Origin of the sequence: Gelidibacter algens, from assembly GCF_001678675.1 — a bacterium.
Taxonomy (GTDB): Bacteria; Bacteroidota; Bacteroidia; order Flavobacteriales; family Flavobacteriaceae; genus Gelidibacter; species Gelidibacter algens.
Genome location: NZ_LZRN01000019.1, coordinates 1 through 25220, shown reverse-complemented (window position 1 = coordinate 25220; position 25220 = coordinate 1). Strand labels below are relative to the sequence as shown.

The following is a 25220-nucleotide window of genomic DNA, read 5'->3' as shown; positions in this document are numbered from 1 at the left end:
TCGGGAGTTTTATTAAATTAGTTACGTTCTACAATTAGGACGCGTTTTGTCTTTTAATCAAATTCAACGCAGACCCTTCATTATACCAATCAATTTGTGCTTGATTGTAAGTATGGTTTGCGATGATCACATTTTTGCTACCATCAGCATGTACAAACTCGATAGTCAACGGTTTGTCTGGCGCAAATTGATCCAGATCTAAGAAATTGATGGTATCATCTTCTTGGATTAAATCATAATCACTTTCAGTGTTAAATGTCAACCCTAACATCCCTTGCTTTTTGAGGTTTGTTTCATGGATACGCGCGAATGATTTCACCAATACAGCAGCAACGCCCAAATGTCTCGGTTCCATCGCAGCGTGCTCACGTGAAGAGCCCTCGCCGTAATTATGGTCGCCCACAACAAGCGTAGGGATGCCTTTTGCTTTGTAAGCTCTCGCTACATCAGGAACACCACCATACTCGCCAGTCAATTGGTTTTTGACAAAATTAGTTTTCTTACCAAAAGCATTGACGGCTCCAATAAGCATATTGTTAGAAATATTATCTAAATGTCCTCTGTAACGTAACCACGGTCCAGCCATTGAGATATGGTCTGTAGTACATTTCCCGAAAGCTTTGATCAGTAGTTTTGCACCCTTAATAGTGTCTCCTAAAGGTTTAAATGGTGTCAATAATTGTAAACGTTCTGAAGTTGGACTAACAGACACATCGATATGGCTGCCATCTTTAACCGGCTCAACGTATCCTGCATCTTCTACGTCAAAACCTCTTGGAGGCAATTCAATACCTTGTGGGATATCCAATTTTACCTCTTGTCCATCTTCATTGATCAACGTATCATTCATAGGATCAAAATCCAAACGACCTGAAATGGCAATTGCGGCCACCATTTCTGGCGATCCTACAAACGCATGCGTATTTGGATTTCCATCAGCACGTTTTGAGAAATTACGGTTGAATGAATGTACAATCGTGTTTTTCTCTTCACCTTTCAAATCACTTCTATCCCACTGCCCAATACATGGTCCGCAAGCATTAGTGAAAATAGTTGCATTTAAATCTTCAAATACTTTTAAAATGCCATCACGTTCTGCTGTGAAACGGATTTGCTCTGAACCTGGATTGATCCCGAAATCAGATTTTGGCTTTATTTTTTTATCTACGGCCTGTTTCGCAATGGAAGCAGCACGCGTTAAATCTTCATAAGAAGAGTTGGTACATGAGCCTATCAAACCCCAATCGACCTTAATTGGCCATCCTTTTTCTCTGGCCAGTTTTCCAAGCTCGCCAACAGGAGTTGCCAAATCTGGCGTAAATGGACCGTTTAAATGCGGACGTAACGTATCTAAATTGATTTCAATAACTTCATCAAAATACTGCTCTGGATTCTCGTATACTTCAGCATCGCCAGTTAAGTACTCACGAATTTTATTGGCTTCATCAGCAATATCAGATCGGTCTGTAGCTCTTAAAAAGCGCTCCATAGAATCGTCGTAACCAAAAGTTGAAGTGGTTGCACCAATTTCGGCACCCATATTACAAATGGTACCTTTACCTGTACACGATAAATTTTTCGCACCAGGTCCAAAATATTCTACAATGGCACCAGTACCACCCTTAACGGTCAAAATACCAGCCACTTTTAAGATGACATCTTTTGAAGCCGTCCAGCCACTAAGGCTTCCGGTCAGTCTCACCCCTATAAGCTTAGGAAATTTCAACTCCCAAGCCATTCCGGCCATCACGTCAACAGCATCTGCACCACCAACACCAATGGCAACCATGCCCAATCCACCTGCGTTAACAGTGTGGGAATCGGTCCCGATCATCATTCCGCCTGGAAATGCATAATTTTCTAAAACTACTTGGTGAATAATCCCTGCTCCTGGCTTCCAGAAACCGATACCATATTTATTAGATACCGATGCCAAAAAGTCAAAAACTTCACTACTAGTTTCATTGGCTCGCTTTAAATCAGGTACTGCACCTTGTTTTGCTTGAATTAAATGGTCACAATGCACCGTTGTAGGTACCGCAACTTTAGGTTTCCCTGCCTGCATAAACTGAAGCAAGGCCATTTGAGCTGTAGCATCTTGGCACGCAATACGGTCTGGAGCAAAATCTACATAATCCTTCCCTCTTTTAAAAGCTGTTGTCGGTTCTCCATCCCACAGATGGGCGTATAAAATCTTTTCAGATAAAGTTAAAGGCTTACCAACTATTTCGCGCGCTTTGTCCACACGCTCAGGCATAGTTTTGTAAACTTTTTTAATCATGTCAATATCAAATGCCATAGACTATATTTTAAGGTTGATGTTTATTCGATTCCTGAAGTTTCAGGGTATGCAAAATTACAAAATTTCAAAGACTTTTAAAAATATGTAATGAAATCAAAAAAGCATTGAAGATAATTCAATGAATACAGATTTATTGAGCTCCAAATAAGGAATTTGATAAAATAGTAATTGATAAAATATTAAATTAACAATATAGCAGCTTCAAAAAAATCACATAGAAGGATATACCGTGTTAATTTTATCTCAGATTTCTATTGCGATAGTACTAGCATTTCCATAGATGAAGACCAAGAAAGCCATTTAAAGGAAGATTTAAAACAAACTCTTTATAATCTGCTCATCAGAAATACCTTCAGCTTCTGCCTTATAATTCTTGATGATTCTGTGACGAAGAATACCGCTCGCTACTGCTTGGACATTTTCAATATCTGGTGAAAATTTACCGTTGATAACGGCGTGCGTTTTGGCCGCTAGGATAAGATTTTGTGACGCTCTTGGACCTGCTCCCCAGTCAACAAATTCTTTAACCAAGGCTGAAGCTAATGCTTCTTTAGGACGCGTTTTACTCACCATAGTTACCGCATACTCAATAACATTATCTGCTACTGGAATACGACGGATCAGGTTTTGGAACTCGATAATTTCCTGAGCTGAGAACAGTGGATTGACGGTCGGTTTTAAATCGGAGGTGGTGGCTTTGACCACTTGCACCTCTTCCGCAAAAGAAGGATATTCTAAGGTGATGGCAAACATAAAACGGTCCAACTGTGCTTCTGGTAAAGGATACGTTCCTTCCTGCTCAATTGGATTTTGGGTGGCCAATACAAAATAAGGCAAACTCAACTGATAATGCTGTCCTGCAACTGTTACAGAACGCTCTTGCATAGCTTCCAGTAAGGCTGCTTGGGTTTTTGGAGGTGTTCTATTGATCTCATCAGCCAAAATAATATTGCCAAAAATGGGACCTTTTATAAATTTAAACTGTCTGTTTTCATCCAAAATTTCACTCCCAAGAATATCACTTGGCATTAAATCTGGTGTGAATTGGATGCGCTTAAAATCGAGACCCAAAGCTTGGGCGATGGTATTGACCATTAAGGTTTTTGCTAATCCGGGAACGCCAATCAACAGTGCATGTCCGCCAGAAAAAATAGAAATCAGAATTTGGTTAACCACGGCATCCTGTCCTACAATAACTTTGGCAACCTCACTCTTTAAAGCTTTATATTTTTTTACAAATAGTTCTACGGCAGCAACATCTGACATATCTTTATTCCTTTTTTAACCAGTTACTGTTAAAGTCACATTCTCTATACTCGCCATTAATATTGATATAGGTATCCGTGATTTTCTCATTGACCCATTTTTCGATGGCTTTAAATTGCTTATCCTGTTCTGTCAGATTTTTAATTTTGAGGTAATCTTTAGCAAAATCAGCCTCATGCTCATTAATTCTATCAGTCACGGTCATGATTTTAAATTTGATGGGATTGATGCGGTCTTCATCTTGAAGCACTAAGGTGACTTCATTATCTTTCAAACTTTCAATTTGCGTATAGAGCTCTGGATCCATTTTAGTCAGTTCAAAACTGTAGTCTTGAGTTCTCGGATTGATCAGTTGGCCACCGTCATTACGAGTTTCGTCTTCATCACTAAATTCTCTTGCCGCTTGCTTGAATGTAATTTCGCCGTCAACAATTCGCTTTCGTACCAAATCCATTGTTTCCTTTGCCTCAGTTATCGCTTTCTGGGTGACTTCTGGACGCAGCAAAATATGACGTACATCATATTCCTGTCCTCTAATTTTTTCCAAATAAATAATATGGTATCCAAAATCTGATTCAAAAGGGTCTGAAATTTCACCTTCCTGCATGGCGAAAGCCACATCTCTAAACTCTTTTACCATCTGTGGACGTTTTCTATTCAAGGTGTACAACCCTCCTGTTTTTCGAGAGGCCACATCATCAGTATACAAAACCACTTTAGACGTGAAACTAGCGCCACGTTCTACAACGTCTGCCTTAAATTCTTTAAGTCTGTCAATCACCTTTTGCTTTTCTTCCTGAGCAATTTTGGGGATTATGACAATTTGAGCAACCTTTAACTCTGTTCCAAAATATGGACGCTCCTCTTTAGGGATATCATTAAAATATTGTCTTACTTCTTCTGGAGTTACTTCAATTTCGTCAACAATTTTCTCCTTCATCTTGCTTGCTAACTGCTGGCTTTTATTGATTTCAAACATCTCGTCACGCAGACTTTGTTCAGAATCTTTATTATAAAATTTGAGCATTTTATCCATATTGCCATCCATTTGCTCTAAAATATAACTGAACTGTTGATCTATTTGAGACCGCACCTCTATATCATTTACCACAATACTGTCCTGGATAGCGTGATGGGCATACAATTTATCTTCCAATAACTTTCCGAACAATTGGCAGCGATTAGGCAAGTCAGATTTAGAAACCCCAGAGGCTTCCAATTGGGCTAATTGTTTATCAAGATCGGAGTCTAAAACAATATAATCTCCCACAACGGCGACAACACCGTCAATTTTTACACGTTTTTGAGTAGAGGTATCCTTGACAATTTCCTTTTCTATGACCTTGTCAATAATGATTTCTTGGGCAGGGCTAAAAGTATAAGTTAGTAGGACAAATAATGTTAAGATGAACTTAAGCTTAGTTGTAAATTTCAAATTGGTTGTTTTTGATGGCATCTCTTGTAATATCTTTTTCAAATTGTTTGATGAGTTCTAATTTTCTTCGATTGATTATGATTTGATTCACTGTAGGTTTCACATATTCTAATGGTGCATATTCGTTTTGCTGTAAAACCTCATTAATTTGGATCAAATATAGGTCTAATGAATCTTTGAGCTGTATAAAATTAGATATTTTTAACAGTTCTTTTTTGTTATCAGCATTGACCACCGGGATTTTTTGGACCACTTGGGAAGCCTTGATCCAAATGGAATCATTTAAGGAAAACGACTTGAATTGAATATCCAAAGAGTCAAGATAACGCTTGTCCTTTTCATTAAATCTTTTAAAGCGTTTTTCAATCTCGTCCCTATTGATTGCATTTTGGGACAGGTTGATATATCTTAATTTTATCAACTCCTCATTAAGCTTAAAGGATTCTTTGTTGTTATCATATACATTTTGGGCTTCAGACAACGACACAGTGGTATCTATACTTCGCTTCACCAAGGCTTCTACATAGGCTCTGGTAAACAGGTCATTTTGATACTGATTGACCAATTTATTAAAATCATTTTGCAAATCTTCTGGTAAATTTCTTTTGGCTCCATCAACCAATAAGAGTTGTGTGGCCCATCGTGTTATAAACCCATTGACCAAAAGCGTGCTGTCTTCTACAGAAGTTCCTTCTGCCACTAAATCTTCAACATCTTCTTCATAGAGATAAGAGTCTCCTACTCTAGCAACTGGGGTTCTGTCATCAGTCTGCTTGAAAAAATCACAGGAGACTAAAAAACAACAACCCAATATTATAAAAACCGTGTGTTTAATCAATTTTCTTGTTTAATTTGAAATTTAACGTCTTGAAGAACAGCATCAATCACCTTTACTTCATAACGTTGATTCAGTTCATTCAACCAATTTTTTTCCAAAGTGTTTTGATAATCACTGATAACTTTACCTTTTGCCTCCTCAAAGGTTTTGTTGGTTTTGGGTAGCATGGCTTCTACTTTAATAATATGGTAGGCATCATTGTATTGATACACCTTAGAAAGTCCTTTCTTTACAACCGCATCCTTGGGAAACCCTTGATAATCCAATGGTTTTATCCCTTTGGTAAAGATCACCTTTTGTTCTTGATCTGTGTTCAATGCTTCGCTAATGGCCTCAGATGATTTTCCTTTTTTGAGGAGTTTCTCAACAGTTTTGATAGCATCCTCTTTCGCCGAGGTAGCAATGATCACGTCTACACGATCTTCCCAAACATAATCATCTTTGTGCGTGTTATAATGGTTTTGCAGACCTACACTGTCTAAAGCGGCAGCATTCCAAACTTCCTTTTCCATCAGGTCAAAAAGTAAGAGACCATCTCTGTACTCTTTCAAAATCTGTCCAAATTCTTCATTTTCAAATTCCAAATGTTCTTCATGATAGGCTAAAAGAGCATCTTCCTCAAATCCGTTGTACTCCTTTTCAATAATAGTTTTAAACGGCATTGTTTTACCGGCATAAACTTTTTGGATACTCATTAAGTGATTTCCAAAGTCTCCGTAAGTAATGGTTTCATTTTGAACAGTCACTAAAGTCTGCTCATTTTTAAAATCTTTAGGCAATAGCCAAGCACTTGAGAAAAAATCAGGGTTAAGGATAGACTCAAAATAAGCCTTAGCTTTGGGGTTGATTGTGACCTGATAGGTTGTTCTCAAATCATTTGCCAATGTGGTGTTAATAAGTTTAGAACGCGAGTCGCGCTTTATTTTGTTCTCAATATCATACTTCACGTCTTCATATGGAGGTATGCCTTTTTTATCCAATAACTTCACAATATGCCAACCATAATTTGTTTTGAACGGTTTTGAGATGTCGTCCACAGTCTTTAATCCAAAAGCAACAGCCTCAAATTCTGGAGCACTCAATTGCCCACTTGAAAATGCGCCCAATTCGCCACCATTGTTGGCCGAACTTTTATCATCAGAAAACTGCTTTGCCAAAGATTCAAAATTCTCACCTTGGGAAATCTTTTTATAGAGTTCGTTGATTCGCTTTTCAGGATCTATTAGACTATCGTTTTCTTTAGCGGTTACCATAATATGCGCCACAGTCACCTCGCCTAATGAGGAACGCTTATCCTCAACGTTCACAATATGGTACCCAAACCGTGTTCTGAAAGGTTTTGAGACATCTCCAACTTTCGTATTGTAGGCTGCGTTTTCGAACTCATAAACCATTTTGAAGGCTGAAAAATATCCCAAATTTTCAGCAAAAACATTTTGACCATCGTGAACCTCAGCTTTCACTTGATCAAACCCTTCTGTTATAACACGGTCTCTTAAGTCCATCAAATCTTGATACACTTTTAAGGTGTCTGTTTCACTTTCCTCCATACGGATCAAAATGTGTGACGCTTTCAAGTCATAACCCATTCTATCATAGGCTTCTTTCATTAGGGCCTCGGTAACTTTTGAATCTGACAAATAATTTTTAACCAATTGGTCTTTATAACCAGAAAACTCCTTAATATAACTTGGATCATTATCCAATCCCAGACGTTTTGCTTCTTTGATCTTTAGCTGGTAATTGATAAATAGATTAAGGTAACCATCAATATCCTTCTGGCTTTCATCCTTGACCAGGTCCAAATTTTTGTTGTAAACCCTAATAAATTCTTCGGCCTTTATAGGCTCGCCATCAACGGTAAACAACACATCTTTTGATGACATTTGTGCATTTGCAAAGGCAGTGAGCAAAAGCACTAGTAAACTGACATATACTTTCATGATGCTATTTTGATATCTTTAGATTAAGATATGGCATTCCTATCGTGTTTAGAAAGAACAGCCTCATCTTTTTAATTAAATGTGGTTGGCAATGGTTGCAAAAATAATATAATTAGTGTATTAAACAAGTTGCTTTTGTCAAACGGCGCATCTCTAAATTTAGTATTTAAAAAGATGATTTAGAAAAAAAAGCGACCCATTGAGATCCAGTTTTATAGTTTAATAATGGAAGATGTTACGCCTATAGCATCTGAGCAGTTCTTTTAAGCTTTTAAACTCTAAGAGATCAATTGTTTTGTCAGTCAACCTTATCTTTGCGAAGACCATACCACACAAATCTTTATGTTATTTATGAAATATACACTTGACATAGTAATCGAGATGCCATTGGACGAATGTATGAAAACATTCGCCAATTCAGAAAACATGAAACATTGGCAACGCGGCTTGACGACTATTGAGCACATTTCTGGAACTCCTGGAGAATTTTGTGCAAAAATGAAAATGCACTATACCCTCCGAAAACGGCCCATATCAGTCATTGAAACCATAACGCATAAAAATTTACCTCATGAGTGGTATGCCACCTACACAACAGATGGCGCAGACAACATTCAAGAAAACTTTTTTAAGGCAACGTCCGAAAACCAAACCCAATGGACGAGCATCAATGAATTTTTTCCTTTAAATTTTAGGATGCACTTAAAACTTTGGGTCATGCCAAGAACATTCAAGAAACAAACGTTGCGATACATGAAAGATTTTAAGAACTTTGTCGAAAATGGAATTTCCGTTGCTGATGCGTAAACTCAAATTGATTTGGGACTTTAAAGGTCCGGACGGTATAAAGATAGCTGAACATCATGCTATCCATCTTAAAGAATTTATAGAAATTGAAAATTATCAGGACATCCCAACCGGTTTTGAAGCTTTGAGTGAGTTCCACGCCATTGCCTTTTTAGTAGTCCCTGAAGCGCAGATGAAGCCTTTGAGAGATGCTTTAAAACCGCATCGCGGCGAGGTGTATTCCGAGTAAATAAAATATCAAAGTCCATTTTTCATAAACAGCATCATTATTGCGCCATAAATTGGTTTTAATAAATTTGTTTGAAACAATGGAACAACCGCATAAAAAAACGCAACCTTTTGAGTTGCGTTTTACATTTTACATATCATAGCAATTATTTGACTGCCATCAATTCCACATCAAACACCAAAATAGCGTTTGGAGGAATCACGCCACCTGCACCTTGTGCGCCATATCCTAAATCACTAGGAATGACCAGTCGCGCTTTATCACCAATGTTTAATAAGCAAATACCTTCATCCCATCCAGAAATGACCTGACCAACACCTACCTGAAAATCTAAAGGTTGATTGCGTTTGTAGGACGAATCGAAAACCGTACCATCAGCCAATTGGCCTTTATAATGTACTGAAACCATCTGGCCTTTTTCTGCAGACTTCCCGTTTCCTTTTTGAAGAATTTTATATCGCAAACCGCTCTTTGTTTGTTCAAAACCAGCAGCTAATTTATCGAGTTCAGCGTCGTTCGCTTGGCGCGCTTCAGCAATAAGTTGTTCTCGTGAACCTTCAAAAGTTCTGAACGCCTCAACGGCATTAAAATCTTCAGCTTCTGACCCATTTCTGACAATCTCCACCTTCTCAATCTTATCACCTTGAACAATAGCATCAACCACATCCTGTCCTTCAACCACATTCCCGAAAACAGTATGTTTGTCATCTAACCATGGCGTTGCAATATGAGTGATAAAAAATTGACTTCCATTAGATCCTGGACCTGAATTGGCCATTGACAAAACGCCTGGAGCGGCATGTCTCAAATCTTGATGAAACTCATCGTCAAATTTATAGCCTGGATCTCCTGTTCCTGTGCCTTGCGGACAACCGCCTTGAACCATAAAATCAGGAATCACACGATGAAATTTCAAACCATCATAATAAGGTTTACCTTGTGGTTTTACAGAGTTCTCTAAATTCCCTTCTGCCAAAGCCACAAAATTGCCAACTGTACCCGGGGTTCTTTTGTATTCTAAATTCACCAAAATATCACCTTTATTGGTGATGAATTTCGCATATAAGCCGTCTTGCATTGTTTTTGTTTTTAATTTGAAGTTGTAAAGATACGAATTGCTTAGGAAAAATGATTTACCAATTCCAATTTACCATCTGTAGGTGATAGCTTTCATGAGATGGATTGGAATATGGCTGGGTGCTGCCATTTTAATTTCATCAAGTTGGGTCGTACTTTCCAAAGAAAGGTAAAAAACGATGCAACGGATTGGTTATCATTCTATTTCATGCCCATTCATCACAAAAACCGTATCCTGAAATCATATGCAGTGTCACTTTTAAAATATTTTGAAAAAATGATGTGAATGATTTTGCAGTGCTGAAAATAGCCCTTAATTTTACAGTAATTAGTGAACATCTAAAAATTTACACAATATGAAAAAATTAGTCGTAGTATGTTTAGCTGCCGTAGCATTTAGCTGTGGCGAAAGCAAGAAAGAAGAAAAACCAGAATTAAATATCAGTACCCAAATGGAGGAGAAAACTGCTCCAGCAGAAGCAACTGACTCCAAGGTGGCTGTTGTAAGCATTGAGGGTAACGATCAAATGAAATTCAATAAAGACGAGATTCGGGTTAAAGCGGGTCAGACAGTAAAACTTACGTTAACGCATGTAGGTAAAATGGATAAAGCAGTCATGGGCCACAACTGGGCTTTGCTTACACAAGATGCTGATATGGCTGCCGTAGGTCAGGCTGCTGCTGCTGCTGCAGATAACGATTATATCCCTGAAGATATGTCAGATAAGATTATTGTGTATACTAAAATGCTAGGGGGAGGCGAAAGCGTCACGATAGAATTTGAAGCGCCGGCAGCAGGAACTTATACATTTATGTGTACTTTTCCAGGCCATTACGCCTTAATGAATGGTAAGTTTATTGTTGAATAAGATCAACTTATTTTCAGCTTATAAAGTCGTAATTTATATTACGGCTTTTTTTTAGAACTAAACTCCCGATACTAATCATAAAATTGATCAACAAATTCCAGACCTTAAACTACAAACCCTATTCACTCATCATCTCCATAAATCAAATCAATAAAATCTTCTTCCGAAATTTCCCCAAAGTAGTCACTTAACTCAACATTCTTTAATACTTCTGAAACAGTGGTGCGTTCATAACGTTCATCTGTAAGCAATTGTTCTATACGTTCTACCGGTTCTTTTCCAAAAAAATCTCCAAAGATTTTGAAATCTTTAATATAGCCTTTCTCAACAAAAATTCGCAGATCTATTTCACCCACAGGAAAACGCTTGCTGCGCTGTATGTTAAATTTTGGTGATCGGCCATAGTTCCAATCCCAATTCTCATATTTTTCCGTTTTCAATTGATGGACGCCTTGCCATTCTGCATCCGATAAATGATAGGTTTCAAAGGGTTCGCTTTCTTCATAAAGTCCTTCCAACACCAATTGTCGGAATTCTTCAATCTTTAGAGGCTCTTTTAAAAATTCGGAAATATTGGCCACACGGCTACGCACCGATTTATGTCCTTTAGATTGAATTTTACTCATTTTTACGTTGAGCGCATTGACAACTTCACCCAAATCTGTATCCAATAATAGTGTTCCGTGACTTACCATCCGTTTGCCTGTAGAAAACTGTGCGGTTCCAGAAATTTTCTTATCATCAACCTGTATATCGTTCCTTCCTTTCAATTCAGCATTAAGGCCTAAATTATTCAAGACTTTGATGACTGGCGCGGTAAATTTTTTGAAATTATTGAGGCTCTTTCCATCGTGGTCAGTGATAAAGCTAAAATTCAGATTTCCAAAATCGTGATAGACAGCTCCGCCGCCTGACACACGTCTCACAATATGAATCTTCTTTTCCTCCACATAGTTTTGGTTAATTTCTTCTAAAGTGTTTTGGTTGCGACCAATGATGATAGATGGCTCATTAATATAGAACAGCAAATAATCATTATCAGCGCTAAAATTCCGTAAGATATACTCTTCCAAAGCCAGGTTTAACTTCGGATTGGTTTGGCCTTCGTTTTCTATAAAAATCATGGTATTGCTAGGTTTTACACAAAGCTAACTAATTGTTTACCAGTTACGAAGAATGCACGCTGCCAATGAATTGAGAATTTGGTATTTGTTATTTAAAATTTGGAATTTGGTAGTTCTATCATATAAGGTTAGTTTTACAAAAATTGAAAGCCATGAAATTCTCATTAAAGAAGCTCCGTGCCACTCTTGGTGCTACAAAAACCATTGATGAGTCGCAGACGGATACCTATACGGAAGACATTATCAATGATGTAGAAGGGGTGCCGTTTGCCATCTCCAAAACCAATGTGATGTACGCCGGATTGAGCGAACTGGCAGGATACCACTACTTCAAAACCATTATTATTGGCACGTTTCAGATCAATACTTTTAACGGCGCAACATTGCTTGTAAATGGCAATGATTTTAAACTAGAACTACAATCGGATATGGTGGAACTGCAATCAGAAACTTCAAATGGTTCTCACCGCAGTATTACACGCATCGATTTTGAAATTGATAGCGCGGATGTTTCTAAAATTACTAAAGCAAGTATTGAAAGCATGACGCTTAGCTCTAAAAAGAACCGGATAGAATTTTCAATTATAGAAGGCGGCTATGATGAGGGCTTGACAAATGCCGGATTAACTGATGAAGCGGAACCATTGGAAGGAGAATAAATGTTTATTAATCCTATAGGCCTTGGGCTGACCGCCTGCCCGTCCGTAGCTTTAGAGAAGGCGGGAAGACAGAGGACAGAGGACATATGACTGAAGACCGATGACCGATGACCGATGACTGATGACTGAAGACCGATGACTGAAGACCACTTGCCCGTTTGCGGCTTTTTCGAAGCCGGGAAAAATTAATTAGCAACATCACTAATAAATTTAATGCGGTACAAACGCAACTCTTCATCATCATAGTCGCCGTCAAATTCGTCTATGGCCACATCAATTTTATCGGTATTGGATTCCATAAAATAATCGTGGATTTCTTCTTGTTGATCTTCATCAAGAATATCATCAATCCAATAATTAATATTCAATTTCGTCCCAGAAAACACGATGGCCTCCATTTCTTTAATAAAATCCTTCATGTTCATACCTTTGGCAGAAGCAATATCATCCAAAGGCAATTTACGGTCAATATTCTGAATGATATACAGCTTTAAAGCGGAATTGCTTCCGGTACTTTTAACTACCAAATCGTCTGGCCTAATAATATCATTCTCTTCAACATATTGGGCAATAAGTCCAACAAAGTCTTGGCCGTATTTTTTCGCTTTCCCATCGCCAACGCCATGGACATTGCCCAGTTCCTCTATGGTAACTGGGTATTTGAGCGCCATATCTTCTAAAGAAGGGTCCTGAAATATCACAAATGGCGGCACACTCAATTTTTTCGCATTGCGTTTTCTGAGGTCTTTCAACATCGCCATAAGACGTTCATCAGCAACAGCACCTTCACCCTTGGATGCCGTAATAATGCTATCATCTGTGGTTTCATCAAACACGTGGTCTTCAGACATTTTAAAAGATCGCGGCAATTTCAAGAATTCCTTCCCACCATCGGTCAACCGCAACACGCCGTAAGTTTCAATATCTTTTTTAAGCAATCCCGCCACCAATACCTGACGAATCAGGGCCATCCAATAGCGTTTGTCCTTGTCCTGACCATTACCAAAAAATGGCATTGTATCAGTTTTATGGGATGCAATCAGGGCATTTGACTTTCCAGTGATCACGTGTACCAGATCCTTAGACTTGTATTTATCATTTGTGCGCTCCACAGTATCCAAAAGCACCACAACATTATCTTGTGCTTCGTGCTGTTTTTTAGGATAACGGACATTGTCATCCATATCACCGCCTTCACCGGTTTCATTGTCGAACTCTTCCCCAAAATAATGAAGAATAAATCGACGTCTTGATAATGAACTTTCTGCAAAAGCCACCACTTCCTGCAATAGCGCGTGCCCTATTTCCTGTTCTGCAACAGGTTTACCAGACATAAATTTCTCTAGTTTCTCAATATCCTTATAGGCATAGAACGCCAAACAGTGGCCTTCACCCCCATCACGTCCTGCTCGACCTGTTTCTTGATAATAGCTTTCTATACTTTTTGGAATATCATGATGGATCACAAAGCGGACATCTGGCTTATCAATCCCCATTCCAAACGCGATAGTAGCCACCACCACATCTACATCCTCCATCAAAAACATATCTTGATGCTTCACCCTAGTTTTGGCATCCAATCCTGCATGGTAAGGCACCGCTTTTATCCCATTTACTTGGAGTACTTGCGCCAATTCTTCTACACGTTTACGACTCAAACAATAAATAATACCTGACTTGCCTTCGTTTAGTTTCACAAATCTGATGATGTCAGCATCTACATTTTTCGTTTTTGGACGGACTTCGTAATAAAGATTGGGTCTGTTAAAAGACGCCTTAAAGGTATTGGCATCTGTAATATCCAAACTTTTAAGAATGTCCTCCTGAACCTTAGGGGTCGCAGTGGCGGTCAATCCGATAATGGGAATATTGTCCCCAATACGCTTAATAATATGTCTGAGATTTCTATATTCTGGCCTAAAATCGTGCCCCCACTCACTTATACAATGGGCCTCATCAACCGCCATAAAAGAAATGGTGACAGATCTCAAAAACTCAACATTTTCTTCTTTGGTCAACGATTCTGGAGCCACATAAAGTAGTTTTGTGATTCCGCTTTTAATATCTTCTTTAACCTGTTTTATTTCGGTTTTATTCAGAGAAGAGTTCAAAACATGGGCAACACCGTCATGTTGGGACACCGCTCTAATCGCATCTACCTGGTTTTTCATCAACGCAATAAGCGGAGATACAATGATGGCTGTCCCCTCTTCAATCAACGCTGGCAACTGATAACATAATGATTTCCCACCACCGGTTGGCATGATAACGAATGTGTTGTCTCCTGATACTAGGCTTTTTATAACGCTTTCCTGAAGACCCTTGAATTTAGAAAATCCGAAGTATTTTTTTAGCGATGCATGTAAGTCAATTTCTTCTTTGTTCATTAATCCCTATTAGTATTTTATATACATTTGCATAGGATTAAAGATACTAATTTCTTTATATGCATCAAACCCAAAAATCAATAAATTTTGAATATTAAAAATTCTATTCTAAGTACCGCAAAAAAAACCATCGACTTAGAGAGTTCAGCAATTTCAAACCTTGCCAATTTATTGACTGACGATTTTTCCAACGCAGTAGAACTCATTTACAACTCTAAAGGAAGGGTAATTATTACAGGAATCGGGAAAAGTGCCATTATTGCCAATAAAATTGTGGCCACCCTAAACTCCACCGGCACTCCTGCAGTTTTTATGCATGCAGCAGATGCCATACATGGTGACCTCGGCCTCATTTTGCAGGATGATGTGGTGATTTGCATCTCTAAAAGCGGGAATACTCCAGAAATCAAAGTCTTGGTGCCTTTAATAAAAAATGCCAATAATAAAATGGTTGCCATTACAGGAAACATCAAGTCCTTTTTAGGGCAACAAGCCGATTATATTTTAAATGCTTACGTTGAACATGAAGCTTGTCCCCATAATTTAGCACCTACCACAAGTACTACCGCCCAGTTGGTTATAGGCGACGCGCTTGCAATTTGCCTGCTGGAATTAAGAGGTTTTTCAAGTAAGGATTTTGCCAAATACCACCCTGGAGGCGCTTTGGGAAAACGCTTATATTTGAGAGTTAGCGATTTGTCTTCAGTCAATGAAAAACCAAAAGTAAATTTGACCACCAATGTTAAGCAGATAATTGTTGAGATTTCTGAGAAAATGTTGGGCGTAACCGCAGTAGTTGAAGATGATAAAATTATAGGCATTATTACAGATGGCGATCTGAGACGCATGCTGACCAAGAATGATGCATTTATCCACCTCACGGCAAAAGATATTATGAGTTCCAACCCAAAACGGATTGATGAAAACGCAATGGCTGTCGATGCCCTAGAACTTATGGAAAATAATGGAATCTCACAACTTTTAGTAGAACATGATGGTAAATATGCTGGTGTAGTGCATATTCATAACCTCATTAAAGAAGGTATCATATAATGGCAAAAAAACCCTCCAATGAGATGTCCTTTTTAGATCATCTTGAAGATTTACGCTGGCATCTCATCCGTATCACCCTAAGTATTGTTATTGCAGGACTTGTGGCATTCATTTTTTCTCGATGGATTTTTGATAACATTATTTTTGGGCCGAAGAGTATGGATTTCCCCACTTATAAGTACTTGTGCAAATTGTCAACCTTTTTACGTGTCGATTCTACATTTTGCGCAGAATCCTTTCCATTTACCATTCAAAGTAGAACAATGGGAGGGCAATTCTCTGCCGATATTTGGACCTCCATCTATGCTGGATTCATTATTGCATTCCCTTATATCATCTACCAGGTATGGCTTTTTGTCAGCCCCGGCTTGTTGGATAACGAACGACAAAGTTCACGCGGATTTATCATTATTTCCTCTTTATTATTCTTTTTGGGCGTCTTGTTTGGCTATTATGTCATCACCCCATTATCCATAAACTTTTTAGGCACCTATTCTGTCAGTAGTGAAGTCACCAATCAATTTGATATCAGTTCCTATATTAGTCTTGTCCGATCGTCATCTATAGCTGCAGGCCTGGTGTTCGAGCTGCCCATCATCATTTATTTCTTGACCAAAATCGGATTGGTTACCCCAGAATTTCTTAAAAAATACAGAAAATATGCATTGGTAGGCGTCCTGATTATCTCTGCAGTCATCACACCTCCAGATATTGCGAGTCAGGTTATTGTGGCCATTCCTATTCTTATATTATACCAAATAAGCATTTACATTTCTGCCATAGTGGTCAGAAATCAGAAACGAAAAAATAAGAAACATGTCTGATACTGTCAAAGAATTTAATGACTATCGCACCAAAATGAACGCAAAAATTTTGGGTGATGACAACAACAAAATTATCAAGCGTATTTTCAATTTAGATACCAACGCTTACGCGGAAGGTGCGCTGGATGTTAAAACCAAAGAGCTTTTAGGTTTAGTGGCTTCTGCGGTATTACGATGTGATGATTGTATTAAATACCATTTAGAAACCAGCTACAAACATGGACTTACTAAAGCAGAAATCAATGAAGCCTTAGGGATTGCTACCCTGGTAGGTGGTACTATTGTGGTTCCACACCTTCGCAGAGCTTATGAATTTTGGGAGGCCCTTGAGCAACAGTCATAAGATTCTCAAATGTTTCAACATTTTTTAATCACTCGCTTTAATCTCAAACTTGAGGAGTGGCAAACTACTAAAAAGGGGGAACCTGTGGTGTCTGAAGCATGGCTAAAAAACCGATTTGAGCTTTTCAACACCTATTGTCTGCCGTCAGTAACTCAACAGACCAATCAGAATTTTAAATGGTTGGTCTGTTTTGACTCTGAAACACCAGATGTTTTCAAAACTAAAGTGTCTGAAATATCACACTCCTATCCAAATTTCAAGCCGCTCTATCTCTCAGCATCTACAAATATTATTGACGTCCTAACAGCGGAAATCAAATTGTACTTAACGTCTTCTGACACTCATATCATCACTACACGTATGGATAATGATGATGCCCTGCATAAGTCATTCATAGAAACTATTCAGAGAGCTTTTAAATCACAAGACCCTTTTATTGTTGATGCCGTTAGAGGCTTTCAATTCATTCCTGGTAAAAAAAGCGATGTGGTCAGGATCATGAATGTGGCGTATAATCCGTTTTTGAGTTTTGTAGAATACTGTGATAATTTTCAAACGATTTTGAGCAGACCGCACTTAGAGTGGCATGATACACAACATGTCATCTTAAACACCCAACCGCTCTGGATGCAGGTCATCCACGATCAAAACATCTCAAATGCTGAAAAATTAAACTTTCCTGAAACAAATGATTTTTGTGCAAATAATTTTGGCAACCCTAAAACTAAGTTAAAATCAGAGTTTGCAATACGTTTAAGCACGATTTGGAGTTTCTTTAAACGTGTTTTAATAAAATTAAAAATTGTAAGTTTGCTCTAATAAACAAAATCAATGAAGCTAAGTGCATCAAATTTAATGAAGTCCTACAGTGGGCGTCAAGTGGTTAAAAATGTCTCCTTAGAAGTTAATCAAGGAGAGATTGTAGGTTTGCTTGGACCAAATGGAGCGGGAAAAACCACCTCTTTTTACATGATCGTAGGCTTGATCAAACCTAATGGGGGCAACATTTATCTTGACAATAAAGAAATTACCAAATACCCCATGTACAAACGTGCCCAAAATGGAATTGGCTATTTGGCACAAGAAGCTTCTGTGTTCAGAAAATTGAGTATTGAGGACAATATCTTGAGCGTACTCCAAATGACAAAATTGTCAAAAAAAGAACAGCAGGATAAGATGGAGTCTCTAATAGAAGAATTTGGATTGGGGCATATCAGAAAAAGTAGAGGCGATTTATTATCAGGGGGTGAACGCAGACGTACGGAAATTGCACGCGCTTTGGCCACAAATCCTAACTTTATATTATTAGATGAACCTTTTGCGGGTGTAGATCCCGTTGCTGTAGAAGACATTCAACGTATTGTGGCGCAACTGACCAAAAAGAATATTGGCATCCTGATCACCGACCACAATGTGCAGGAAACCTTGGCCATTACGGACAGAACTTACTTGATGTTTGAGGGCAATATTTTAAAAGCCGGAAAACCAGAAGAATTGGCTGAAGATGAAATGGTACGTAAAGTATATTTGGGCCAGAATTTTGAATTGCGTAAAAAGAAACTCTTTTTTTAGTGGCCCAACCTGCTTTTGTTAATCCAATTTCTTGGTTGGATTTTGATGGGTGTTGAAGACTGAATAGATTAAGATATCATTATCCCTTATTTCGTAAATAATCACAAACGGAAATTTCTTTAATGGCAACTCTCTAAAATAGGGATACTTTCTGATTTTAAAAATCGCTCCTCCCGCTCTAAGTGTTAATAAATAGTTATCAAGATAGGTTATGAATTCACCTCCTAGTCCTTTTTGCTTGAGTTCATACAGTTTATCGCGTAGCCGATTTCTTGCTGAGCAAGCGGAAGAATAATTAAATTATAACCCATATTTGACGATCAAGCTTTGCTTTACGTCCTCCCAACTCTTACCTTCGCAATCTTTATTAAGATATTCCTTCCGCGTTTCATGTATGAGATCATAATGAGCATTGGGAACATTTGAAAGTCCCTGACCAGAATTAAGAGCATCCAAAAGACCTTCTAAGGCGTGAAGTTTTGCTTCATCCTTGAGAATAACTTCAAATTGTTTTATGAGCTTTTTTCTTAATTTAATTGTCTCCATGATATTCTTTTGACTAATTTATGAAAATTCTATCTTAGATTCTGGCTTTGGCGTAGATACCTAAATAAAAAAAATCAAAATCTTATGCCGTTGCTGGTGTTTTCCACCTACAACTCTCTCTCTCTATAAATCAGGGCTACTTCTGCCGTTGTTGGTGTTTTCCACCAACAACACTCTCTCTAAAAATTACCATTACTAACGACAACCCAAAGATAAAAGCTACCTGTTAACTTAATTTAAACAAGGAGTAAACTGTTGGTGAAAAACACCAACATTGGCGTTTCATCAACACGTATAGAAAACTAATTTAAACCCTTAATGCCGTTGTTGGTGTTTTCCACCAACAACACTTTAAACTCACTTCCTAACCAACCCAATCAACTTCTTAACCCCATTAAAAACCAGTAAGGCCACGAAACCAAACACAATGCCCAAAAGAAACTCTTTGAGAATAGATGGCCAAGTCTCCAAAAAGTGGTGCAAAAATTCCAGATTATGAGCAAATATACCTCCTGCTACCAACAATAAAGCAATAGTACCAATAACCCCCAAACTCTTGATGACCCATGGCAAGCCGTTGACCAATAGGTGGCCAAAAAAGTCAGAGATACTTTTGTCCTTTTCATTCATTTGGATCAACCTGAAACCAAAATCGTCCATTCTGACAATTAAAGCAACAATGCCGTACACACCAACCGTGGCGATAAGCGCGACAATGGTCACCACCAAAACTTGATTTAAAAGTGGTAGACCAACAACACTGCCAAGGGCGATAATGACAATTTCTACAGAGAGGATAAAATCAGTAATGATAGCCGATTTAATTTTTGACTTTTCAATTTCCAAAATATCTGCTTCGCTAAGACCCTCGGTTTGTACGTTCTCAGTCGCATGTTTGTGCGGCACGATATATTCATATAGCTTCTCAGCACCTTCATAAGCCAAATAAATTCCGCCTAATATCAGCACAACCGTTACAGCCACTGGTAAAAAAGCACTCAATAAAAAAGCAATGGGCAAAATAATAATTTTGTTGATAAATGAACCCTTCGTAATGGCCCACAATACAGGAATTTCTCGAGAGGCCACAAAACCGGAGGCTTTTTCCGTCATTAACCGCGAGGTCATCACCCAAAATTCCGGCTGTTTTTTTTGTGGATATTTTAGCCATTGAGGCCACGTCATCCATAAGTGTTCCTATATCATCTAAAAGTGCAAAAAATCCTGAGGCCATGTCGTTATAATTATTTTAATGAAATGAATAGAAATTGCTAAAAGTGATTGTAATTCTATTTGCTTAAAGATTTGGAAAATAAGGATAACAACACATAAAAAACGATGATAATGGGTATGGCCAAGAATTTAAAAAGTACAATAAAGATGGCACACATGACAATAAAAATATAACGGACGGCATTGTTTTTAAATCCCCAGTCCTTAAATTTCAAGGCAAAAAGTTTAATGTTTGCATTTAGCATGTAACAGCTCAACAATGTCATGGCAACCAAAAACCAAGGGTTCAGGATGATCGCATTTATGGCATTGCTATTTTGAAACTCCATAATTAAAGGCAAGGAAAGGATCAATAACGCATTGGCCGGGGTTGGCAATCCTGTAAAAGAAGACTGCTGATCCTCGTCAAGGTTAAATTTTGCCAATCGGTAAGCCGAAGCTAAGGTGATCAAAAGGCCTATCAATGCTATCGGCGAAAATTGTATGGAGATCCAATTCATGCTGCTATCCCAAGCATCACCCAATCTAAAGCTGGTAGAAGCATTGGTCGCTAGAGTCAGCAGTTTAAACATGACAATTCCGGGCACCAATCCGCTAGTCACCATATCGGCCAAAGAATCCAATTGGAGACCCAGCGGACTCTGTACATTCAATTTTCTAGCCACGAGACCATCAAAAAAATCAAAGAAAATTCCTAAAAACACAAAGAGTGCTGCGGCAACAAAATTATTTTGAACGGCAAATAAAACCGCAATGCTGCCACAAAATAAATTGAGCAGGGTGATGATATTGGGAAGGTGTCTTTTGAGAGCCATAGTATAAGTTTGTGTAAAAATAGCAAACTATTTTTATAAGAATATGTATAGTGACCAATATTGAAAACTTATTTTATTAAAAAGTAAAAGCTGATAAAATGTAATTGTTGCTGTTGCTTCAAATAACGCAGGACACAATATGTAATGCCATTTTGAAGTTTAACTAACAACTATAGACTAAAGTGTGACAATGGTATTTTAAAACAGACTGAAAGTCTTTTGCATTAGCGAAATTTACAGTAACGATATACACCCTTATTTTAAGCAATTGGTGAATCAGTGAAAATCGGTGAAATTTGTTTCAAAATTTTCAGAAGATTGAGCGAGAGGCACTAAAGTACTTCGTCGTAACTTTTCAAAACAGAGTTTCACTAACAAAAATATTGTGCATCTTTGTAAAAATTTTGCTGTTGAAAACGAATATCTTTGTTGCATCTTTCCTGCTGACCATCGTTGTTTATGGACAAACCGCTCGTAAATACTCCAATGAGTTTATGAATATAGGCGTTGATGCCGCAGCGTTGGGGATGAGCAATGCCGTGGTATCCCAATCGGCCGATGTGAATTCTGGGTATTGGAATCCTGCGGGATTGACGGGTATTGAAGACAATCAAATCGCATTGATGCACTCCAGTTATTTTGCCAATATTGCCAACTATAATTATGCGGCCTTTGCAATGCCTTTAGATGATAGAAGTGCCATTGGTTTGTCTTTGATCAGATTTGGCGTTGATGACATCCTCGATACTACCCAATTAATTGATGATCAGGGCACTATTAATTATGATCGAATCAGCCTCTTCTCCACCGCCGATTATGGACTCACGTTTTCCTATGCGCGAAAAATTCCTTTGGATGGTTTTAGTTATGGAGTGAATGCGAAGGTCATCCGCCGGATTATTGGAGATTTTGCTTCCTCTTGGGGATTTGGTCTCGATTTAGGCATTCAGTTTCAATCACAAAATGATTGGAAGTTTGGCTTGATGGCAAGAGATATTACCACCACATTTAATGCGTGGTCTTTTGACAAGGACAAGTTGGCTGCCATTGAAGACGCTGTGGAAGGCCAAAATCAGGAAGTACCGGAATCTACAGAATTGACCATCCCTAAATTGCAGTTGGGCATGTCCAAAAAGTTTATATTTCACTATGATTATTCCCTAGTAACCGCTTTGGACCTCAATGTCCGTTTTGAGCAAAATAATGATATCATCTCCAACTCCTTTGCAAGTGTCACGCCCTCTTTAGGGTTTGAATTCGGGTATACCGATTTGGTTTTTTTAAGAGCAGGTGTCGGGAATTTTCAAAATGAGCTCCAACTCGATAGCTCTGAAAGTTTAACCTTTCAACCCAATTTTGGTGTTGGTTTCAAATACAGGGGCATTCAAATTGATTATGCGTTTACCGATATTGGCGATCAAAGTGCGGCCCTCTACTCCAACGTGTTTTCCTTAAAATTAGATTTCAGTGTGTTCCGATAGTACCACCTTTAATTAATTGTTGTTCTATTAAATTCTAATCGCCACAATATTCTACTTTTCAGGAATCAAAAATCGTAAATCATAAAACGGCCTTGGTTCATTTCTCGCACAATAACAAATTAGTTTGTAAATTCACCCCATGAAACACTTACTTTTAGCGGTACTTTCAGGATTACTTTTAGCATTTGGTTGGCCCACCTATGGTTTTCCCGTCTTACTTTTTATAGGATTTGTCCCAATTTTATTGGTAGAACGAGACCTCAGAATTTCTCAAATACGCTGGAAAAAATGGACCGTTTTCGGATACAGTTATGTCTCCTTTGTCATCTGGAATTTCATCACCACAAATTGGCTGCAATATGCTGACGTGTTTGGAGCCAGTTTTGCCATCTTGGTGAATTCGCTATTAATGGCTCTTTTGATGGTGCTATACCACAGTGTTGCCAAACGGGCAAAATCGACTATTAGTTTGCTGTTTTTGATGTGTTTATGGATGTCTTTTGAAAAGCTCCATTTGGGATGGGATTTTTCGTGGCCGTGGCTGAATTTGGGTAACGGGTTTTCAGAATATTTCACCTGGATCCAATGGTATGAATATACAGGCACTTTTGGTGGCACCTTATGGGTATGGATTGTCAACATTCTCATTTATAAACTCATCATCAAATATCAGTTTGAAAAATCTGTAAAAAACCTAAAAAAGGACGGCATCATTATCCTCTGTGTGGTTTGCTTGCCGATAATTTTTTCTTTAACCCTTTATTACACCTACACAACTGAGGGAGAACAAATTAATGTGATTGCGTTACAGCCCAACATTGATCCCTATTCTGAGAAGTACAATGTGCCCAATGAAGCTATAGCCGATTTATTGTTACAGCTGACAAATAATGAGATTACAGAACACACCGACCTTGTTGTGGCGCCAGAAACGGTCTTTGCAGATAATGTAAAAATCAGCCAGCTGAAAGATGCGTATTTTAAACGAAAACTCGATCTGTATATTTCTAAACACCCCAACCTCAACATCCTTACCGGCATCTCATTTATAAATTTCATTACTGATGCTTCACAAATAAAAGAACAATCCAATTACCATAGCAGCGGTTTTTGGTATGATGACTATAATTCGGCCATGATGCTCAACACCAGTGATAGTATTCAACTCTACCACAAATCAAAATTGGTTGTAGGTGTTGAAACTTTACCTTATAAGGATATTATAAAACCACTTATAGGCGATTTTATGATTGATTTGGGCGGCACCTTAGCAATGAAAACTACGCAAGACGCGCGTAGTGTTTTTGTGACAGAAAACCCCAATTTGAAGGTTGGGCCTATTATTTGTTATGAATCTGTTTATGGCGAGTTTGTAACCGGGTATGTCAGAAACGGTGCTACGGTGTTAGCCATCGTTACCAATGATGCGTGGTGGGGCGAAACCCAAGGTCACAAACAACACTTAAGTTATGCGCGTTTGAGAGCTATAGAAACCCGCCGGGATATTGTCAGGAGTGCAAACACAGGAATCTCTGCCTTCATAAATGCCAAAGGCGACATCACATCATCATTAGCCTATGGCACCCAAGGGGCATTATCAGGAACCCTAACAACAAATGATAAAATGACCTTTTACACCTGGGCCGGCGACTATATAGCACGAATAGCGATCTTTATCGCAATCTTTGTCTTTCTAATCACCATGTTCAGAAAGTCTAAAATCTCTTAGGAATAATTTGTGGTTTGTAGTTCTGTAGTAGTAGCCTCCAGTTGATACTTTCTGCAAAAATCAGCGTAATCCGAGAGACAGGAGTCTTTTTATTTGCTCTGATCAGTCAATCATCAATTCGCCTGGAAATCTTCTAACATTTAACTTCTAGCTTCCTTCTTCTAGCTTCCAGCTTCTAGCTTCTATCTTCTTGCTTCTATCTTCTAACATCTAACTTCTAACTTCCAGCTTCCAACTTCTAGCTTCCATCTTCTAGCTTCCAGACTAATCTCACCAACTTCACAATTCAAACTTCGTTATTCGTTATTCGTTATTCGTTATTCGATATTCGTTATTCGTTATTCGTTATTCGTTATTCGTTACTCAAAACGAGATGTGCACTCTTCAGTCAAAAGCTTAACTGTAATAATTAAAATCCTCCCGCAGATAACGCAGATTAGCGCAGAATAATCCGTATAAATCATTTACAAAAATTGTAAGCTTCACTCGTATACTCTCAATCTTCCAGCTTCTTGCTTCCAACTTCTAGCTTCCTTCTTCTAGCTTCCAACTTCTAGCTTCCAGACTAATCTCACCAACTTCACAATTCAAACTTCGTTATTCGTTATTCGTTATTCGTTATTCGTTATTCGTTATTCGTTATTCGTTACTCAAAACGAGATGTGCACTCTTCAGTCAAAAGCTTAAC

The 25220-nt window shown here is 38.3% G+C and carries 21 protein-coding genes and 1 pseudogene; 11 read left to right on the top strand and 11 right to left on the bottom strand.

Annotated features, from left to right (window positions below; genetic code table 11):
• Window positions 1-34 precede the first annotated feature (34 nt).
• From A9996_RS10395 to A9996_RS10375, 5 genes are all read right to left on the bottom strand, one after another.
• Entirely contained in the window at window positions 35-2299 is a 2265-nt protein-coding gene (locus tag A9996_RS10395; protein WP_066434281.1) for an aconitate hydratase, read from the bottom strand.
• Between the two features lie 315 nt (window positions 2300-2614).
• Window positions 2615-3568, bottom strand: a complete 954-nt coding sequence (locus A9996_RS10390; protein WP_066434273.1) for an AAA family ATPase — start codon at window positions 3566-3568, stop codon at window positions 2615-2617.
• Window positions 3569-3572: 4 nt separating this feature from the next.
• Window positions 3573-5003, bottom strand: a complete 1431-nt coding sequence (locus tag A9996_RS10385; protein ID WP_245905276.1) for a peptidylprolyl isomerase — start codon at window positions 5001-5003, stop codon at window positions 3573-3575.
• The gene (locus A9996_RS10380) at window positions 4987-5841 is read right to left on the bottom strand and encodes a peptidyl-prolyl cis-trans isomerase (RefSeq protein ID WP_317047107.1); all 855 of its coding nucleotides are present in this window, start codon (window positions 5839-5841) and stop codon (window positions 4987-4989) included. The genes A9996_RS10385 and A9996_RS10380 overlap by 17 nt, the downstream gene beginning before the upstream one ends.
• On the bottom strand, window positions 5838-7784 hold the full coding sequence (locus tag A9996_RS10375; RefSeq protein ID WP_066434271.1) for a peptidylprolyl isomerase: 1947 nt from the start codon (window positions 7782-7784) through the stop codon (window positions 5838-5840). The genes A9996_RS10380 and A9996_RS10375 overlap by 4 nt, the downstream gene beginning before the upstream one ends.
• A 351-nt stretch (window positions 7785-8135) precedes the next feature.
• On the opposite strand from A9996_RS10375, the gene A9996_RS10370 reads away from it, so the two are divergent.
• The gene (locus A9996_RS10370; protein WP_066434377.1) at window positions 8136-8591 is read left to right on the top strand and encodes an SRPBCC family protein; all 456 of its coding nucleotides are present in this window, start codon (window positions 8136-8138) and stop codon (window positions 8589-8591) included.
• Window positions 8584-8820 (top strand): hypothetical protein, encoded by a 237-nt coding sequence (locus A9996_RS10365; protein WP_066434270.1) that lies wholly within the window; start codon window positions 8584-8586, stop codon window positions 8818-8820. The genes A9996_RS10370 and A9996_RS10365 overlap by 8 nt, the downstream gene beginning before the upstream one ends.
• A 145-nt stretch (window positions 8821-8965) precedes the next feature.
• Here the strand turns inward: A9996_RS10365 and A9996_RS10360 are convergent, their stop codons facing one another.
• Complete coding sequence (locus A9996_RS10360) at window positions 8966-9898, bottom strand: peptidylprolyl isomerase (protein WP_066434267.1); 933 nt, start codon at window positions 9896-9898, stop codon at window positions 8966-8968.
• A 355-nt stretch (window positions 9899-10253) separates the two neighbouring features.
• On the opposite strand from A9996_RS10360, the gene azu reads away from it, so the two are divergent.
• Window positions 10254-10766, top strand: coding sequence for an azurin (azu, locus tag A9996_RS10355; RefSeq protein WP_066434264.1), 513 nt, complete (start codon window positions 10254-10256; stop codon window positions 10764-10766).
• Window positions 10767-10888: 122 nt separating this feature from the next.
• Here azu and lplA read toward each other — a convergent pair whose 3' ends face one another.
• Window positions 10889-11890 (bottom strand): lipoate--protein ligase, encoded by a 1002-nt coding sequence (lplA, locus tag A9996_RS10350; protein WP_066434261.1) that lies wholly within the window; start codon window positions 11888-11890, stop codon window positions 10889-10891.
• 152 nt (window positions 11891-12042) lie between these two features.
• Here lplA and A9996_RS10345 point away from each other — a divergent pair, with 152 nt between their 5' ends.
• Complete coding sequence (locus A9996_RS10345; protein WP_066434259.1) at window positions 12043-12549, top strand: hypothetical protein; 507 nt, start codon at window positions 12043-12045, stop codon at window positions 12547-12549.
• A 185-nt stretch (window positions 12550-12734) separates the two neighbouring features.
• Here A9996_RS10345 and A9996_RS10340 read toward each other — a convergent pair whose 3' ends face one another.
• A complete protein-coding gene (locus A9996_RS10340; protein ID WP_066434257.1) occupies window positions 12735-14936 on the bottom strand; it encodes an ATP-dependent DNA helicase RecQ in 2202 nt (733 codons plus the stop codon).
• Between the two features lie 87 nt (window positions 14937-15023).
• Between A9996_RS10340 and A9996_RS10335 the strand changes: the two genes are divergently transcribed.
• From A9996_RS10335 to lptB, 5 genes are read left to right on the top strand one after another with little or no spacing between them, the layout of a single operon-like run.
• Window positions 15024-15989, top strand: coding sequence for a KpsF/GutQ family sugar-phosphate isomerase (locus tag A9996_RS10335; RefSeq protein ID WP_066434254.1), 966 nt, complete (start codon window positions 15024-15026; stop codon window positions 15987-15989).
• Entirely contained in the window at window positions 15989-16813 is an 825-nt protein-coding gene (tatC, locus tag A9996_RS10330; RefSeq protein ID WP_066434250.1) for a twin-arginine translocase subunit TatC, read from the top strand. Before A9996_RS10335 ends, tatC begins: the two co-directional genes overlap by 1 nt.
• Complete coding sequence (locus A9996_RS10325; RefSeq protein ID WP_066434244.1) at window positions 16806-17156, top strand: carboxymuconolactone decarboxylase family protein; 351 nt, start codon at window positions 16806-16808, stop codon at window positions 17154-17156. The genes tatC and A9996_RS10325 overlap by 8 nt, the downstream gene beginning before the upstream one ends.
• Window positions 17157-17165: 9 nt before the next feature.
• Window positions 17166-17975 (top strand): glycosyltransferase, encoded by an 810-nt coding sequence (locus A9996_RS10320; RefSeq protein ID WP_066434240.1) that lies wholly within the window; start codon window positions 17166-17168, stop codon window positions 17973-17975.
• Window positions 17976-17987: 12 nt separating this feature from the next.
• On the top strand, window positions 17988-18728 hold the full coding sequence (lptB, locus tag A9996_RS10315; protein ID WP_066434237.1) for an LPS export ABC transporter ATP-binding protein: 741 nt from the start codon (window positions 17988-17990) through the stop codon (window positions 18726-18728).
• Between the two features lie 300 nt (window positions 18729-19028).
• Here the strand turns inward: lptB and A9996_RS10310 are convergent, their stop codons facing one another.
• The 3 genes and pseudogenes from A9996_RS10310 to A9996_RS10300 form a co-directional block, all read right to left on the bottom strand.
• Window positions 19029-19274 (bottom strand): hypothetical protein, encoded by a 246-nt coding sequence (locus A9996_RS10310; protein ID WP_066434233.1) that lies wholly within the window; start codon window positions 19272-19274, stop codon window positions 19029-19031.
• Window positions 19275-19631: 357 nt separating this feature from the next.
• Window positions 19632-20508 (bottom strand): annotated as a pseudogene (locus A9996_RS10305) (DUF808 domain-containing protein).
• A 55-nt stretch (window positions 20509-20563) separates the two neighbouring features.
• Window positions 20564-21322, bottom strand: a complete 759-nt coding sequence (locus tag A9996_RS10300; protein WP_066434230.1) for a CDP-alcohol phosphatidyltransferase family protein — start codon at window positions 21320-21322, stop codon at window positions 20564-20566.
• 410 nt (window positions 21323-21732) lie between these two features.
• On the opposite strand from A9996_RS10300, the gene A9996_RS10295 reads away from it, so the two are divergent.
• Window positions 21733-22803 carry a putative type IX sorting system protein PorV2 gene (locus tag A9996_RS10295; protein ID WP_066434374.1) on the top strand — a complete coding sequence of 357 codons (1071 nt, stop codon included), beginning with the start codon at window positions 21733-21735 and terminating at the stop codon, window positions 22801-22803.
• Between the two features lie 139 nt (window positions 22804-22942).
• Entirely contained in the window at window positions 22943-24532 is a 1590-nt protein-coding gene (gene lnt, locus A9996_RS10290; protein ID WP_066434226.1) for an apolipoprotein N-acyltransferase, read from the top strand.
• Window positions 24533-25220 lie beyond the last annotated feature (688 nt).